This window comes from Albidovulum sp. (assembly GCF_008933605.1).
Taxonomy (GTDB): Bacteria; Pseudomonadota; Alphaproteobacteria; order Rhodobacterales; family Rhodobacteraceae; genus Albidovulum.
The window spans coordinates 25,690-40,783 of record NZ_WBUS01000003.1 but is presented as its reverse complement, the minus strand read 5'-3'; the positions used below and the strand labels follow the sequence as shown (position 1 = coordinate 40,783).

The window sequence follows — 15,094 nt, the reverse complement described above, 5'->3', positions numbered from 1 at the left end:
CGATTTCGGCGGATTCGCGCCGTTTTGGTCAAAACTTACTTAACGGAAACCCGCCAATTCAGGACCTTTGACACAGGACGACGCGATTTGCGCCGCATCTTCGCCACGTTGTCCCGCATTGTTGAATGCATCGACACACTCTCGATCAAGGGAACAGGCTAATGAAACTTGCGCGCTCACTCGCGTTGTTGGGGATGAGTACTGCGCTCGCAGGATCGCAGGCGCTTGCAGCCGATTACTTCGTCCAGGCGATCACGCCCGGTGCGGTCTCGGGGACGCCGCTCGCCGTCATCTCGCTCCAGTCAAGCGGGGACGGCACACCTGCCGCCGTCGTTCCGCCGGTCCAGGTCCTTGCCAAGCAATCGGAGCGGATCGGCAAGTGGGTCAAGGCCCGGAAGGAGAAGGGCTCCGAGGAGACGTTGCCCGAAGTTGGTACATCCGATGGCGAGGCGGTGCCCGCGGCCCCCGAGATGAGCGGGAGCGATGGCAATGCCGAGGTGGCCTCTTCGGGCGACGCGGGCCTGAGCGAAGGCGGGGACGACATCGGCTCGGAGGGGACGACGGCGGAGTCCGCGACATTCGGGGAATCCGCGACGGCATCGACCGATACATCCGCCGATACCACCGGGACAACGACTTCGCCCGTGACCACGTCACCCACGACGACCACAACCACGACCACGGCGCCGACGACCACGGCGCCCACGACGACCCTGGTCGCCCCGGCGACCACGACCGGCGCGGCCGTGCCCCCCGGCGCCCAGATCTGGAAGAACTTCGGTTCCCTGATGTCGTCTGGCAAGGTCACCGGCGGGGACCGGATCTTCCTGCTTGACGGCTATCACGGCCAGATCCTGGTGCGGGACAAGAAGTTCACCTCGACCGTGACGATCGCTCCGGCTGCCGGCGCGGTGGCCCACGCCGACTCGGTGCTGGTCATGAACTCGTCGAACGTCCACATCCAGGGGCTCAAGGTCTGGCCGAGATCGTCGAACGCCGGCAACGGCGCGCTCGTCCGCACCTACTCGAGTGCCAGCAACATCGCCTTCACCGGCCTCGACGTGCGCGGCATCGCGACGGCCGGCAACTATTCGAGCTGGACGGCGACCGACTGGAACAACTACCAGCGCACCGGTTTCCAGGTCGACGGGCCCAACATCACGGTGGCTCGCAGCCGGGTCACGGGAATCTTCAACGGCATCATCATGCTGGGCAAGAACGCCCTTCTGGAAGCGAACATCGTCGACGGCTTCTCTGGCGACGGGATGCGGGCATTGGGCGACAACTCCGTCGTGCGCGGCAACAAGGTGCAGAACTGTCACCAGGTGAACGCGAGCCATACCGACGCGTTCCAGGCCTGGACGAACGGCCCCACGGGCAAGGTGGGCACCGGAACGCTGCGGAACCTCATCATCGAGGACAACAAGATCTTCGAATTCGTGGGAACCCGCAGCCCGATCGCCTGCAAGCTGCAAGGCATCAGCCTGTTTGCCGGCGTATACGACAACTTCGTGATCCGCAACAACGTGGTCTCGACGACTGCCTACCACGGCATCACGATCGCCGGCGGCCAGAACAGCCAGATCGTCAACAACACGGTGATCCACGCCTTCGGAACGGCGGGTGTCTATCCCTGGATCCGGGTTTCGGGAAACCGCGACGGCCGGCCATCGCTGAACATGACCGTGGCCAACAACATGACCACGTCGATGAAGGTGAAGGCGGACCCAACCAAAGGCATCGTCGCGGCCAACAACGTGGTCGTCACCAGTGCCTCGGCGGAATTCGCCGGACTGAGTCAGCAGGATTTCAACCTTCGGTCCGGGTCGAAGGGCGTGGACGCTGGCGCGGCCGCACTCGCTCCGAAGGACGACATCGTCGGCGCGGCGCGGCCGAAGGGCAAGGCGCCGGACGCCGGGGCCTACGAGAACTTCTGATCCCGCGCAGGTTGCGCGATCCGCGGCCCCGCCGGTTCGTCCGGCGGGGTCATTGCTTTGCCCCGTCAGATGGCTGAGCCTGCAACCTGGCGAAGCATCCACCAGCTCCTGAGAAGCCGGAGCCGGATCAGGGTCGCCGCGCCGCGCAGACGCTCCCCCGCTCCGTCCAGGCGCGAACTGAAGAGGAGCCTCGGCAGATGCGGCAGCCAGCTTCCCGCCATGGCCAGGGCGCGGGCGGCCCAGAGCAGCCGCCCCTTCGGCCCGGGATGGGCCTGGCCGTGCAGCGCGAACATCTCGCGTGCGATACGCCGCCATTTCCGCACGAGCGCGGGCCAGTCCGACCGCGTCGGATGGGCGACACGCATGCTCTCGTCCAGCGCCAGGCGGTATCCCTTATCGCGCGCCCTGAAGCACCATTCGGCATCCTCGGACAGGCCGTTGGTGAACGGTCCCACGGCCTCGAACACTTTCCGGGTGGTGACGAGATTGGCGGTGACGGAAAACCCCTTCCGCTCGATGTAATCCTTGTAATTGAAGGCAAACACGGTTTCGAACGCCTCCGCCCCGGAGCGCGGCGGCGGAGTTTCGTCAAAGACGTCGATGGCACCGCCAACGATGTCGGCGCGGCCGGCGGCGCGACACGCCGCCGCGAGCCAGCCGGGCGCGGGAACGCAGTCGGCGTCGAGGAAGATGATCGCCTCAGCGCGGCTTTCTGCCACCCCCCGGTTGCGGGCGAGTGCTGCCCCCTTCCCGGGTTCCACCACGAAGCGCACATCCGGATTCGCGGCCTTCACCTTGTCCAGAGGCTCGGTCGAGCCGTTGTCCACGACGACGACATCCACGCCGGTCCGGTCCTGCGTCCGTAAAGCGTCGAGGCAGCGGCCGAGCCGTGCGGAATCGTTGAAATGCGGAATGATGACGACGTGGCCGGCGTTCATGACGGAAGTGATTCTCCCCTGACTTATCCTCCTGCCATGCCCGGGCCGGTGAACTGAACCCCCAAGTCTCCATGGTGAAACGATACTCGGGCTTCTGCCTCATCTTTGCCGGAATTCGCACCCGCAACCGTTCACCATTGGTCAACAAAGATCCTCATCCGGCAGGATCATCCTCAGGTTGCACCAACGCTAACAACCAGAAGTTGATTCGCACGGGCTTTCAACGAAAAAAAGGAAAAAAGATGGCATAGGGATGGCGAAGCAAGGACAGACTGTGGTAGAAAACTCTTGGAAGGTGTTCGAGTGCTGACAATCGGGAAGTGAAGGGGTGGAAATGCTTGCCAAGAACAAGATCGTGGGTGCGATCGCCGGTGTGATGCTTGCGGCTGCCGCATCGGCAGCGAATGCTTATGTGATCGACTTCACCAAGGCATCGACGGGCCATTCCGGATCGCTGTTCCAAGGAGCCGTTACCTGGCACCTTTCGTCGAGCGGGATCCTCAACAACTCTCAGTCCTTCGACGGCAGCCCGACGCCGACCGGCACGGGCCTGTCCTTCGAGACGGACGGTTACGGCGTCGGCCGCAACGACGACGAAATCTCGACCTGGCCGAACCGCTACGAGTGGATCGACATCACCTTCAGCGCCCCGGTGCTGATCGACGCGATCTATTTCCTCGACCTCTTCCGCTCCGCCGACGGGTCGTCTCTCGAAGTGGGCAAGGCATCGATCAACGGCGGCAACCCGCTGATTACACTCGCGGCCACGGATACCGCCGGGACGGGTACGTCCGGGTTCGTGGGTGCAACCTTCGGGCCGGTCTACGCATCGGTGATCCGGTTCACGGTGCTGGCATCCAATGACGGCTATGGCGTCGCTGACGGCGCCCTCGCCGGCATCGGCATCGCCCCGGTTCCGGTTCCCGCTGCGGGCGTGATGCTGCTCGGCGGACTTGCCGGGCTCGCGGCCCTGCGCCGCCGCCGCAAGTCGGCCTGACATGGGCGAACGAAAATCAAGAAGGGCCGGGCTTTCGCCCGGCCTTTTCATTTGTCTAAGTCCTCAAGCGCACGACGGGCCGTCCGGCAAGCCTTCCCGGGGGCAGGTCGGCAGATTCGTTCAGGTGTAGCCGCCGTAGGAATAGCCGACGGAGTCGTCCGGATAGCGGCACTTGTTCAGCACGACCCCGAGCACATTGGTCAGCTGTGCCAGTTCCTTTTCGCAGAGGTCGATGTTCGACAGGGTCGTGCTCTCGGCCGCCGCGATGAGAAGCGCGCAATCGACATTGGCAAGAAAGCCGACGTTGTCGTCGGTCGCCAGCATCGGCGACATGTCGAACAGCATGATGTCGGGCTGCCAGCGCCGCTCGATCACGTCGAGCACCTCGCGCGTTCCGACACTCTGCAGGAGTTCCGCGGGATGCGATGCGGCGGTCGAGTTCATGGCCAGGACGAGGTTGTCGCCCATCCGGACAGCGACATCCTCGAACGCCGCGGACCCGTCAAGGACCTCGTGCATGGACCGGCCGGGCAAATGGCCGAAGGCGCGGTGCAGGGACGGCCGCCGGAGGTCCAAGTCGATCAGCATGACCTTGAGGTCCTTCTGGCGGGACAGGCTGAGCGCAAGGTTGAGCGCGACCGTCGTCTTGCCGCAGGCAGCGCCGGGCGAGGTGATAGCGAGCCGGGTCCAGCCCTTTTCCTTCATGAGCCGGATCGTCCGGGAACGCAGCATGTCGTAAGGCGTCGCATCCTTGTTGCCGGCAAGGGCGGTGATGCGGTGGCGAAGCGCCTTGCCCGGCGTAAGTGTCACCTCGGGAAGGGAGGTCCAGGCGTCAATGCTGGGGGCCCCCGCGGGGGTCACCTTCTCGCGCACGACTTCCGGAGCCCCGAGCGCCGCGCGACGCATCTCTCGCGCCTTCGCCAGTGCTGCTTCGAGCTTTTCCATCTGCTTCGCTACTCCTGCCGCTTGCGGACGACGGTGACGAACGGATCCTGGGCCGTCACAACCGGATTCCCAGCTTTGCCATGACCTTGCCGAAGAGGACGTCGAGCGGCTGGTAATAGGCATGCACCGCGTAGATGATCGCCGGAATCCCGATCACCGCGATCAGCAGCATCGCGGCGAATCCGGACCGGCGCATCATCGTCTCGGACGGCGTGCGCATGTAGGGAATGGTCGCGATCGGCGTGATGCCGAAGGCATTGATCAGATCCTTGGGCCGCCGCACCGCGCGGTTGAGAAGCTCCATGAGGACGATCACGGCGATCCCGAGCCCGGCGCCGGCCACAACACCGCCGCCCGCAATCAGCATGCGGTCGGGTTTCACCGGACGATCCGGCACCGTCGCGGCATCGACGACCGAGATTCGCTCGCCCTTCGAGCGGATCTCGATCTGCTCGCCCGCCGACGCCTGGGCCTGCCGCGCCACCGCCGTGTTGTACTGCTGCTGGACGTTCGTGTAATCGCGGTTCAGAGCATCGAGAGCGATCTGATTGGCAGGCGTTCGGTCGATCGAATCCTTCAAGACTGCCAACTGCTCGAGAAGCTGCTCGCGCTGCGCCTCGAGCGCACCGATCTGCGTGTCGAGGCTCGCAAGCTGGATGTCGAGCGGCGACATCTGCGTGGTTGCTGCCCCGGCGGGAAGCTGCTGGGCCTTCACGATCTCCTCAAGCTGGTCGATCTGCGCCTGAAGCTGCCTGACCTTGGGGTTCGTCGGCGAATAGGTCGCCGTGAAGGTGTTCATCTGCTGGCGCAGCTGCGCGAGTTGCTGCGCCTCGGGCGTCTGGTTCGCCGTGGAGCCGGTGATCTGGCCGGTCGCGTTGAAGAGCGCGATCATCTGCTTCTTCTGGTCCTTCAGAAGCGTGATGTCACGCTCGGCCGTGGCCAGCGTGTTCTGGAGGAGCGTCTGCTGGCCAAGCCGGTATTGCAGCGTGTTCGGCAGCGCGTCGGCGTTCTTGTTCTGGAAGTCGAGGATCTTGGCGCTCATCGCGTCAAGCTCGCCCGACAGGCGCTTCACTTCCTGGTCGAAGAACTCCACCGTCGTTTCGGCGCGTTCCGTCCGCGTGGCGACATCCTCGTTCAGGATCAGCGTCACATATTCGTTCACCACGCCGGCGACGACGGGCCCGCTTTCGCCCTCGAACTCGACGGTCATGATGGTCGCCTGACCGCGACCCGCGCTCTTCGTGATCCTGGTATTCGTGCGCATCGCTCCGACGATGTCGTCCGGCGTCATCTTCCCCATTTCCTTGAAGACCTTCAGCTTCTGGGCGATTTCCAGAAGGTTGGTCCGGGTCATGAGACGGTTCTCGATGGTCTGCAGCTTTTCCAGCGCCTGCGCCTGGACGGTCGGAGCGGCCAGGGCCCCGGGGATCTGCGAACTCTCCACGAGAAGGACCGAGTTCGCCCGATAGACCGGCGGCAGGAGGAATGCCGCCGCAATCGCCGCGGCCGAGACCAGCGCGAAGATGATGATGAAATAGGGCAGCCGCCGCAGGAAGACCGCTAGGTAGAAAGACAGGTCCAGATTCATTTGCGCTTCTCTTCCTCGGCCGCGATCTGTGCGGCAAAGAATACCCCATCATCGAGCACGGATTGAACCACGTGTTCGTCAACATGGTGGTTATCCATGCTCCAGGCATAGAGCAATGCCATGTCGCAGAGCTGGTTGACCAGACGCGGCACCCCGTGGGTCGAGCGGTGGATCATCCGCGCTGCGCCTTCGGTTATCTCCTCGCCGGTGCCGCCCGCGGCCCTGAGCCGGTGGCCGATAAGGTCCACAACCGCGTTTTCATCGAGCGGGAGGAGGTGGAAGCTCGCCGCGATCCGCTGCGCCAGCTGGCGCAGCGACGGGTCAAGCACCATTTCCCGAAGCTCGGGCTGGCCGACCAGGACGAGCTGGATGACCTCGTCCTTGCCCGAGTTGATGTTGGTGAGCATGCGGAGCTCTTCGAGGCTCTCAGGCGACAGGTTCTGCGCCTCATCGAAGATCAGCACGACGCGCCGGCCCGAGGCATACTCGTCGATCAGGTAGTCCTGCAGCTTCTGGAAGAGCTGCACGTAACCCACGTTCGGGTCGAACTCGACGCCGAGCGAATTCAGGACCCACTGGATCAGCTCCCCCCGCCCGCCCTGGGCGTTGGAAATCAGCCCGACCGTGACCTTGTTGCCGAACTGGCGCAGGAGCTCGCGGAGAAGCGTGGTCTTTCCGCACCCCACACCGCCAGTGACGAGCGTGATCGGCGCACGGCTGAGGATGCCGAACTCCAGCACCGAATAGGCGCGCCGGTGCTGAGGCGACCAGAACAGGAAGTCCGGGTCCGGCACGAGCGTGAACGGACGCTCGCGAAACCCGAAGAAGTCCATGTAAAAGCCGACGCTGCTCTGGTCGTCCGTTGCTGGCTCCACCGCCTTGTTCATCCACAATCCACTTCTCACGCGGCGGGACACCTTCCCGACACCCGTCCGCCACGGATCTATCTACGCCGGTCGGCCCGGAATCTCACGGGCCAAATGGTCACATAACTTCGGCAACTTGATGGCGCCTTGCCGGCAGGCAACCTCAAGCCCGCAGCGGTTCTTACATCGGACTCGAATCATTGTCTCGCCAGAACGTCCGCGCCGGCGCCGCGACAGCACAAAACCGGAGGTCGGGGCCACTGTTGCGGAGTAAGAAACGGATGCCGCCGATAGCCGCCTGCATTGGGCGATTCTTTGCACACAAACGAACGGCGATACTGCGGCGCGACAGCAAAAAACGCACAAATTCCAAATGTTCGTTCCTCCGCACCCCATAAGATGCTAAGAACCTCGGGCGGATGTGGGTGCATTCGTGGAATCGCAATTACAGTCGTGCGCCGGACAGAGGCGTCAGTTTTGCCGGGTTGAGTGTGAGTGACCGCGGTCGTGACCGGAACAAGGGTATGACTCTCCAGCTCCATGACCCTTCCGAAGACTTTGGCATGGCCAGCGCTCCCATGGGCCCCGTGAACATCCCCAAACGGCGCGGCATCTACCGGAACTACGGGAAACGGCTGCTGGACGTGTCGGCGGTCGTCATTGCCAGCATCGTCGTCGTTCCACTCATCCTGCTGCTCGCCGCCGCCGTCGCCCTGGACGGCTCGTCGCCGTTCTACTGGAACGACCGCGTGGGGCGCGGCGGACGCACCTTCCGGATGCTGAAGCTCAGGACCATGGTGCCGAATGCCGATACGATGCTGGAGCGCTACTTGGACCGGAACCCCGAGGCGCGGCTCGAGTGGAACAGCACGCAGAAGCTCAAGACCGACCCGCGCATCACCGGCATCGGACGTTTCCTGCGAAAGACCTCGCTCGATGAACTGCCGCAGTTGTGGAACGTGCTCATCGGTGACATGTCGCTGGTCGGGCCCCGGCCGATGATGCCGTCGCAGCGGACGCTCTACAGCGGCCTGGCCTATTACGCGGTAAGGCCGGGGATCACCGGTCCCTGGCAGGTGTCCGAACGCAACGAGGTGGAGTTTTCGAAACGTGCCGATTTCGACAGGGAGTACGAGGCGACGATTTCGCTGGTGAACGACCTCAGGCTGCTCGTTGCCACGACCCGCGTGGTGGTCCGGGGAACAGGCTATTGATTTGACGCAGCCCGCGCGGTCGGGCAAAACGCACCGGTAAGAGGACGTGGGGGCGTTCGCCGGCCTGAGACCCGCATCGCGAGCGGGCGCAGGGCCGGGAGCATCGAGGAAGACGGATGGCTCTACGCAGGTTTCTGACGACGGTCACGCTCACCGCCGCGCTTGCGATTCTCGCTGCGTGCGATTCGGCCCAGGAGCGCGCCGAGAAACACTACCAGGCGGGGATGGAGTACCTTCAGGCCGGCGACGTCGATCGTGCACTGGTCGAGTTCCGCAACGTCTTCCAGCTTGACGGAACCCACCGCGAGGCCCGCCGCGCCTACGCGGAGGCCGAGCGTGGTCGCGGCCGGCTGCGGGAGGCCTTCGCGCAATACCTCCGGCTGGTCGAGCAATATCCCGGCGACCATGGCGGGCAGGTCGCGCTTGCGGAAATCGGCGCCGAAGCCGGCGACTGGAAGACCGCGCAGCGCTATGCCGGCGAGGCCCTGAAGCGGAGCCCGGGCGACGCCACCCTGGAAGCGATCCGGACTGCGGCGGACTACGCGATCGCCGCCGAGGCGAACGATGCCGGCGCCATCGTGGAGTCCTCGCGGCGCGCGCGCGAACTCCTCAAGAAGGTGCCGACAAGCCTTCTCCTGCACCGGGTCGTCATCGACGATCTCATCCGGGCGCAGGACTACGGGCCGGCACTCGACGCGATCGGCACCGCACTCGCCCTCGCCCCCGAGGACCGCGCCCTCTACGCCCAGCGCCTGTCGATCCACGCCGCGCTCGGCGATGACGCCGCGGTCGAGGCCGGCCTGATCGACATGGTCGCACGGTTCGACGACGCCCCCGAGATGGGGCAAGCGCTGGTCCGCTGGTACGAGTCCAAAGGCCAGATCGACAAGGCCGAAGCCTTCCTCAGGAGCCGCATTGCCCCTGGCGCGCCGGATCAGGAACCCGCGTTGCAACTGGTCCGCTTTCTCTCCGAGACACATGGCGCCGAGGCCGCCGTCGCCGAGCTCGATCGCCTGATCGCCGACGGCGCGACCTCGTCCGTCTATCGCGCCGCACGCGCGGGGTTTATCTTCGACCTCGGCCGCCGGGACGAGGCGATCACCGAGATGCAGGCCATCCTGGACAGTGCGGAACCCTCGCAGGAAACCCGGCGAACGAAGGTCGGGCTCGCGCGCATGCTCACGAGCACGGGCAACGCGGTCGGCGCCCGGGCGCTGGTGGAGGAGGTCCTGGAAGAGGACAGCGGCGACGCCGAGGCGCTGAAGCTGAAGGCGAACTGGCTTGTCCTCGACGACCAGGTCGGCGAGGCGATCGCCATCCTGCGCCGCGCCTATGACCAGAACCCGCGCGACGCCAGCATCCTGACGCTGATGGCACAGGCCTACGAACGGGACGGAAACCGCGACCTGATGCGGGAGTCCCTGTCGCTCGCCGTGCAGGCATCGAACCGGGCGCCGGCGGAATCGCTCAGGTATGCGCAGCTTCTGGCCGCGGAGCGCAAGCTGATCCCGGCCGAAAGTGTGCTCATCGAGGCGCTGCGTATCGCGCCGGGAAACGTCTCGCTGCTGATGCCGCTTGGCCAGATCTATGTCGAGATGCAGGACTGGCCGCGCGCCGAAACCGTGGCGGCCGAGCTTGAGGCGCAGGACGATCCGACGGTGCGGCCGGCTGCGCAGGCGCTGAGAGCCGCGATCTTTTCGGGTCAGGAGGACACCGACCGGGCCATCGGCTACCTGCAAAGGCTCGTCACCGAGGGCAAGGGCGGGCTCGACGCGAAGATCGCGATCCTCCGCACCCATCTCGCGCACGGGCAGAACGACAAGGCCCTCGCCTATGCGGCAAGTCTCGTGGCCGAGAACCCCGATGACCCCGACCTTCGCTTCGTCGATGCTTCGGTCCGTGCGCTGACCGGCGATCTCGCCGGGGCCGAAGAGCGGTATCGCGCGCTTCTCGCCGAGGACAAGACCCGGGTGCCGGCCTGGATGGCGCTGTCGCGCGCCATCCTGAACGACCCCGCCCGCTTCGACGACGCCAGTGCCGTCATCGACGAGGGGCTGGCCGCCGTCCCCGGGTCGGGCGAGCTCAAGTGGGCGAAGGCAGGCTTCCTCGAGCGCAAGGGCGACCTCGACGGGGCGATCGCGATCTACGAGGACCTCTATCGCGAGAACAGCGCCAATCCGGTGATCGCGAACAACCTGGCCAGCCTGCTCGCCTCGCACCGGACGGACCCCGACAGCCTTGCCCGCGCCGAGGTCATCGCGCGCCGCCTGCGCGGCAGCGACATGCCGCCGTATCAGGACACCTACGGCTGGATCGCCTATCAGCGCGGGAACTACGACGATGCGGTGAAGGAACTGGAGAAGGCCGTTCAGGGGCTTGGCGAGGATCCGCAGGTTCGCTTCCACCTTGCCATGACCTACCTCAAGCTCGGCCGAGACGCCGAGGCGCTCGCGCAGTTCAACGAGGCGCTCGCCCGGGTGGAGGCGACCGATTCGCGGCCGTTTGTGGCGGCTGCGCGGCAGGAAAAGGCCACGCTCGAGGCGAATGGTGTCAAGGTTGGAAACTGACCCCTCCGGCTGTTGCCCATGAGGCACGAAATGATGCCCGGGGGGCGTTCCGCGGCGAGGTTCGGAAACTAACATTTTGATTTCCCGCGGCCCCGGCTTAGGCTTCCTACGATTCGAATGTGACTGAGGAACTGAAATGTTCAGAGCTCTCGCTGGTCTCCTCCTCGCCGTGCTCATGGTGCCGGCGGCCTGGGCGCAAAGCGGTTATCGCATCCAGCCCGGCGACGTGTTGCAGATGGAGGTCCTGGAAGACCCGAGCCTCAACCGCAGCCTTCTCGTCCTGCCCGACGGAAGCGTCAGCCTGCCGCTCGTCGGAACCGTGCAGGCAACCGGCAAGAGCGTGGAATCGATGCGCAATGCGATCTCGGCCGCGCTGGCGCCAAACTTCGCCTCGCCCCCGACCGTGTTCCTCTCGGTGGGCCAGCTCAACCAAATGACCTCGGCCCTGAACGCCGCACAGGCGCAGGCCGCGGCCGCGAACGTGCGGCCCTATGGCACGGTCGCCGTCTACGCCGTCGGCGAATTCAACACCCAGGGGCGGCTCGACATCCAGTCCGGCACGACGCTCCTTCAGTTCCTGGCCGAAACGGGCGGTCTGACCCGGTTCGCCGCGACCAAGAGGATCCAGCTGCACCGTCCGGACAAGAAGACGGGTTTGGAAACCGTGTACAACTTCAACTACAAGGCCATCCAGGCCGGAGCCAAGGCCCCGGTGATCGTGTTGCGAGACGGTGACGTGATCGTGGCGCCGGAGCGCAAACTCTTCGAATAAAGGCGGATACGGTGGGGACGAGCAGAACAACGATCGCGACAATCGCGACGCTTTCGACAATCTGGCCCGGTATGGCGCTCCCCCAGGGGAGCGCTGGCACATCGGTGACGGGCTATACGCCTCCGGGCACGACGGCAACCGCTGCGACCGGTACCGCTGCCGGGACGGCAGCCCAGCCGGCCACGCCGGCTCGCGGGGGTCTGCAGGTGGATATCGGGGTCAGCACGAAGCTCACCGTCGATGACAATTTCCAGCTCCAGCAGACCAGCGCCGGCACCTCGACGATATGGGACAACACGCTCACGTTCGGTCTTTCGAACGTCACGGGCGTGCAGGATCTGTCGATCAACGGTTCCGGCGTGCTCCGGTACGGCGACATTCCGGGGCGCTCGCTTTCCGGGTTCGAAGACCCCAACCTGCGCTTGCGCTACCGTCTCGACGGGGTGAACAGCCAGCTGACCCTTACCGGCCGCTACCGGCACGTGGACCGCGAGTTTCTCGACCCGTTCCAGATCGAGCAGGAGGAAACGAACGCCGGGGCCTTCTATTCCGGCGGCGGCACGATGACGATCCGCAATGCCGGCGTGTCCTATGTCACGGGACTCAACGATCCGCTGACCTTCACGCTGAGCCTCAGCCACGACGAGAAGGACTACGACGCCGCGGCACTTGCGGCGAACGCCCGGCTCTTCGACACGAAGAACGATGACGTGAACGCCACCGTCGCGCTGAAGGTATCGCCGATCACCAGCCTCCGGTTCAACGCGGGATATGCGCATTACACGGCCGAAGACACGCCGCAGACCGACCGCACGACGATCGACTATTCGATAGGTGTGGTCCAGGACATCAACCCGGTGCTCGTCCTCGACGCGCGCCTGGGCGTCACCGAGGTCGAAACCGACACGCTGACCGGCACCACCCAGCGCGACGGCCTGACCGGGGCCGTGACGCTGACCCAGACGCTTGCGAACGGCACCGCGTATTTCGCCGCCGACTCTTCGGTAAACCAGAACGGATCGCGCGAGACGTTCCGTTTCGGCCGCAGCCTGCAACTTCCGCTCGGCACCTTCTCGGGCTCGATCGGCGCCACCCATGCCCCGAGCGGAAACACCTATGCCGTGGCAACACTCGCCTACAGCCGTCAGCTTTCGTCGTCGAACGTCTCGGTGTCGCTCAATCGGGGGGTCAACACGAACAATTCCAGCGAGGACGTTCTCGATACCCGTCTGACGGTCGCCTATGGCTACGACATCAACAACAACTCGCGGCTCGATTTCTCGGTGAACTGGGGCCGCTCGGAAAGCGCCGGGATCGGCGCCGCGCCGACGATCGACCGGACAACCCTGCGGGCGGCCTACACCCATGACCTGACCCAGGACTGGGCGCTGACCGGAGGGGTACTTCTGCGCCACCGTTCGGATTCCTCCGCGCCAGGCGATGCGCAGTCGAACTCGGTCTTCGTCACGCTCGGCCGCACGTTCAGCTTCCGCCCGTGAGACAGTGGCGGTGGCCCGGCGCTGTCTGTTCCGTCCGCGAAACACCTGTGCCTTCCCGCGGACTTGTGACCGCGCAGACGCCGAAAGCGGTCGCCATCCTGCCGTTCTTCCCGTAGATTTGCGCGCGTCCGATCCGCGTGAGTGACCTTAAGATGAGCCAGTCCACCAGCCCCGGCGGGTCCGACGCCCTTAGGTTCAGCGCCGTGAAGCCGGCCGGCTTCGTGCTTTTCGTGCTCCTGATCCTCGTCTCGCTGCCGATCTTCTGGATCGGCCATGTCTCGCTCGCGCTCGCCTGGTCCACCGCGGAATACAGCCACGGGCCGCTCATCCCGCTCATCTCGCTCTACCTTTTCCTGCGGGAACTCAGGCGCATGCCGCCTCCGGCGCCCGAGGTCCGGCTCCGCTGGCCGGGGCTTGTCGTCGTGGCCGGTGCGCTGGCCCTCGCCGGGCTCGGCAATCTCATGCGGGTGCCCGACATCGTCACCTACGCCTTCATCCTCTGGGTCGCGGGCGTCGTGCTGACGGTGTTCGGCTGGAGCCGCGGGCGGCTGCACATGCTGCCGGTCTTTCACCTGGTCTTCATGCTGCCGCTGCCGCAGTTCATTTACTGGAAGCTCACGATCTTCCTGCAGTGGGTCTCGTCGGCGCTGGGGGTCTGGCTGCTGAACCTCGGTGGCGTCGCGGTCTTTCTCGAAGGCAACGTGATCGACCTCGGCGTCTACAAGCTCCAGGTGGCCGAGGCGTGCTCGGGCCTGCGCTACCTGTTCCCGATCCTCAGTTTTTCCTACCTGTTCGCGATCCTCTACCGGGGCCCCCTCTGGCACAAGGCGCTGCTCCTGCTCTCGGCCGCGCCGCTCACGGTCGTGATGAACTCGGTGAGGATCGCGGTCATCGGCGTTCTCGTGAACAACTACGGGATCGAGCAGGCAGAAGGGTTCCTGCACTTTTTCGAAGGTTGGGTGATCTTCCTCATCTGCGTGGCAATCCTCTTTGGGCTTGCCATGGTTCTCCAGCGCCTCGCGCCGACTCCCTTGACGCTGTCCGAGGCGATCGACCTCGATTTCGAAGGATTCGGCACGATCTTCACCCGCATCTTCGCGATCCGCGCCTCAGGCGCGCTCCTCTTCGCCGTGCTGATCACCGCCGCCGCCTCCACCGCCTGGCACACGCTTCCCGCGACCGAGGTCACGGCCCCTAACCGCGACCCGCTCCTCCTGTTCCCGCGCCAGGTCGGTGACTGGCAGAGCTACACCGTCGACCTGGAGCCGGACATCGAGCGTGTGCTCGCGGCAGATGACTACCTCAACGCCTTCTACCAGAAGCCCGGCGAGGCGGAGGTGGTGAGCTTTTTCGTCGCCTATTATGCCAAGCAGACCGAGGGGCAGGGCATCCACTCGCCCGAGGTCTGCCTGCCCACGGGCGGGTGGGAGGTCTTCACCCTGCAGGAAGTGCCGCTCGACCTTTCGGATGTGGGATACGGGCAGTTCAACGCCAACCGGGCGGTCATTCAGAAGGGGCTGTCGAAGCAGCTTGTCCTCTACTGGTTCGAGGGGCGCGGCAAGCGAATCGCCAACGACTTCCACGCGAAGCTCTCGGTCCTGACCGACAGCCTCAGGATGGGGCGGACCGACGGCGCGCTCGTCCGCTACGTGACGCCGATCGAGCCCGGCGAGACGGAGGCGGATGCCGAGGCACGGCTGATGCGTTTCATGCGGCTGAGCCTTGCCCGGCTGCCGCAGTTCGTTCCGTTCTGATCCGCCGGTTGCGGGCC

The 15,094-nt window shown here is 65.1% G+C and carries 11 protein-coding genes; 7 read left to right on the top strand and 4 right to left on the bottom strand.

The window, feature by feature from the left end:
• The first annotated feature begins 194 nt into the window (after positions 1 to 194).
• Positions 195 to 1,937, top strand: coding sequence for a right-handed parallel beta-helix repeat-containing protein (locus F9K34_RS00885; RefSeq protein ID WP_291334579.1), 1,743 nt, complete (start codon positions 195 to 197; stop codon positions 1,935 to 1,937).
• A 65-nt stretch (positions 1,938 to 2,002) separates the two neighbouring features.
• Here F9K34_RS00885 and F9K34_RS00880 read toward each other — a convergent pair whose 3' ends face one another.
• Positions 2,003 to 2,875 (bottom strand): glycosyltransferase family 2 protein, encoded by an 873-nt coding sequence (locus F9K34_RS00880; RefSeq protein ID WP_291334578.1) that lies wholly within the window; start codon positions 2,873 to 2,875, stop codon positions 2,003 to 2,005.
• A gap of 334 nt (positions 2,876 to 3,209) precedes the next feature.
• Between F9K34_RS00880 and F9K34_RS00875 the strand changes: the two genes are divergently transcribed.
• Positions 3,210 to 3,872 (top strand): VPLPA-CTERM sorting domain-containing protein, encoded by a 663-nt coding sequence (locus F9K34_RS00875; protein WP_291334577.1) that lies wholly within the window; start codon positions 3,210 to 3,212, stop codon positions 3,870 to 3,872.
• A gap of 120 nt (positions 3,873 to 3,992) precedes the next feature.
• On the opposite strand, the gene F9K34_RS00870 is transcribed toward F9K34_RS00875, so the two are convergent.
• Genes F9K34_RS00870 through F9K34_RS00860 form a run of 3 tightly spaced genes read right to left on the bottom strand, consistent with a single transcriptional unit; the run spans position 3,993 to position 7,292 of the window.
• Entirely contained in the window at positions 3,993 to 4,817 is an 825-nt protein-coding gene (locus tag F9K34_RS00870; protein WP_291334576.1) for a CpsD/CapB family tyrosine-protein kinase, read from the bottom strand.
• A gap of 55 nt (positions 4,818 to 4,872) precedes the next feature.
• The gene (locus F9K34_RS00865; protein ID WP_291334575.1) at positions 4,873 to 6,405 is read right to left on the bottom strand and encodes a GumC family protein; all 1,533 of its coding nucleotides are present in this window, start codon (positions 6,403 to 6,405) and stop codon (positions 4,873 to 4,875) included.
• Positions 6,402 to 7,292, bottom strand: coding sequence for an ExeA family protein (locus F9K34_RS00860; RefSeq protein ID WP_291334574.1), 891 nt, complete (start codon positions 7,290 to 7,292; stop codon positions 6,402 to 6,404). The genes F9K34_RS00865 and F9K34_RS00860 overlap by 4 nt, the downstream gene beginning before the upstream one ends.
• A 542-nt stretch (positions 7,293 to 7,834) precedes the next feature.
• On the opposite strand from F9K34_RS00860, the gene F9K34_RS00855 reads away from it, so the two are divergent.
• The 5 genes from F9K34_RS00855 to xrtD all read left to right on the top strand — a co-directional run bounded on the left by F9K34_RS00855 (position 7,835) and on the right by xrtD (position 15,077).
• The gene (locus F9K34_RS00855; protein WP_291334573.1) at positions 7,835 to 8,485 is read left to right on the top strand and encodes a sugar transferase; all 651 of its coding nucleotides are present in this window, start codon (positions 7,835 to 7,837) and stop codon (positions 8,483 to 8,485) included.
• Between the two features lie 116 nt (positions 8,486 to 8,601).
• A complete protein-coding gene (locus F9K34_RS00850; protein WP_291334572.1) occupies positions 8,602 to 11,052 on the top strand; it encodes a tetratricopeptide repeat protein in 2,451 nt (816 codons plus the stop codon).
• A 136-nt stretch (positions 11,053 to 11,188) separates the two neighbouring features.
• Complete coding sequence (locus tag F9K34_RS00845; protein WP_291334571.1) at positions 11,189 to 11,824, top strand: polysaccharide biosynthesis/export family protein; 636 nt, start codon at positions 11,189 to 11,191, stop codon at positions 11,822 to 11,824.
• A gap of 206 nt (positions 11,825 to 12,030) precedes the next feature.
• A complete protein-coding gene (locus F9K34_RS00840) occupies positions 12,031 to 13,323 on the top strand; it encodes a hypothetical protein (protein ID WP_291334570.1) in 1,293 nt (430 codons plus the stop codon).
• A gap of 137 nt (positions 13,324 to 13,460) precedes the next feature.
• The gene (gene xrtD / locus F9K34_RS00835; protein WP_366557749.1) at positions 13,461 to 15,077 is read left to right on the top strand and encodes a VPLPA-CTERM-specific exosortase XrtD; all 1,617 of its coding nucleotides are present in this window, start codon (positions 13,461 to 13,463) and stop codon (positions 15,075 to 15,077) included.
• Positions 15,078 to 15,094 lie beyond the last annotated feature (17 nt).

Coding starts and splice junctions, on each gene's coding strand:
- F9K34_RS00885 (WP_291334579.1), top strand. CDS start 195: ATGAGTACTGCGCTCGCAGGATCGCAGGCGCTTGCAGCCGATTACTTC.
- F9K34_RS00880 (WP_291334578.1), bottom strand. CDS start 2,875: ATGAACGCCGGCCACGTCGTCATCATTCCGCATTTCAACGATTCCGCA.
- F9K34_RS00875 (WP_291334577.1), top strand. CDS start 3,210: ATGCTTGCCAAGAACAAGATCGTGGGTGCGATCGCCGGTGTGATGCTT.
- F9K34_RS00870 (WP_291334576.1), bottom strand. CDS start 4,817: ATGGAAAAGCTCGAAGCAGCACTGGCGAAGGCGCGAGAGATGCGTCGC.
- F9K34_RS00865 (WP_291334575.1), bottom strand. CDS start 6,405: ATGAATCTGGACCTGTCTTTCTACCTAGCGGTCTTCCTGCGGCGGCTG.
- F9K34_RS00860 (WP_291334574.1), bottom strand. CDS start 7,292: ATGAACAAGGCGGTGGAGCCAGCAACGGACGACCAGAGCAGCGTCGGC.
- F9K34_RS00855 (WP_291334573.1), top strand. CDS start 7,835: ATGGCCAGCGCTCCCATGGGCCCCGTGAACATCCCCAAACGGCGCGGC.
- F9K34_RS00850 (WP_291334572.1), top strand. CDS start 8,602: ATGGCTCTACGCAGGTTTCTGACGACGGTCACGCTCACCGCCGCGCTT.
- F9K34_RS00845 (WP_291334571.1), top strand. CDS start 11,189: ATGTTCAGAGCTCTCGCTGGTCTCCTCCTCGCCGTGCTCATGGTGCCG.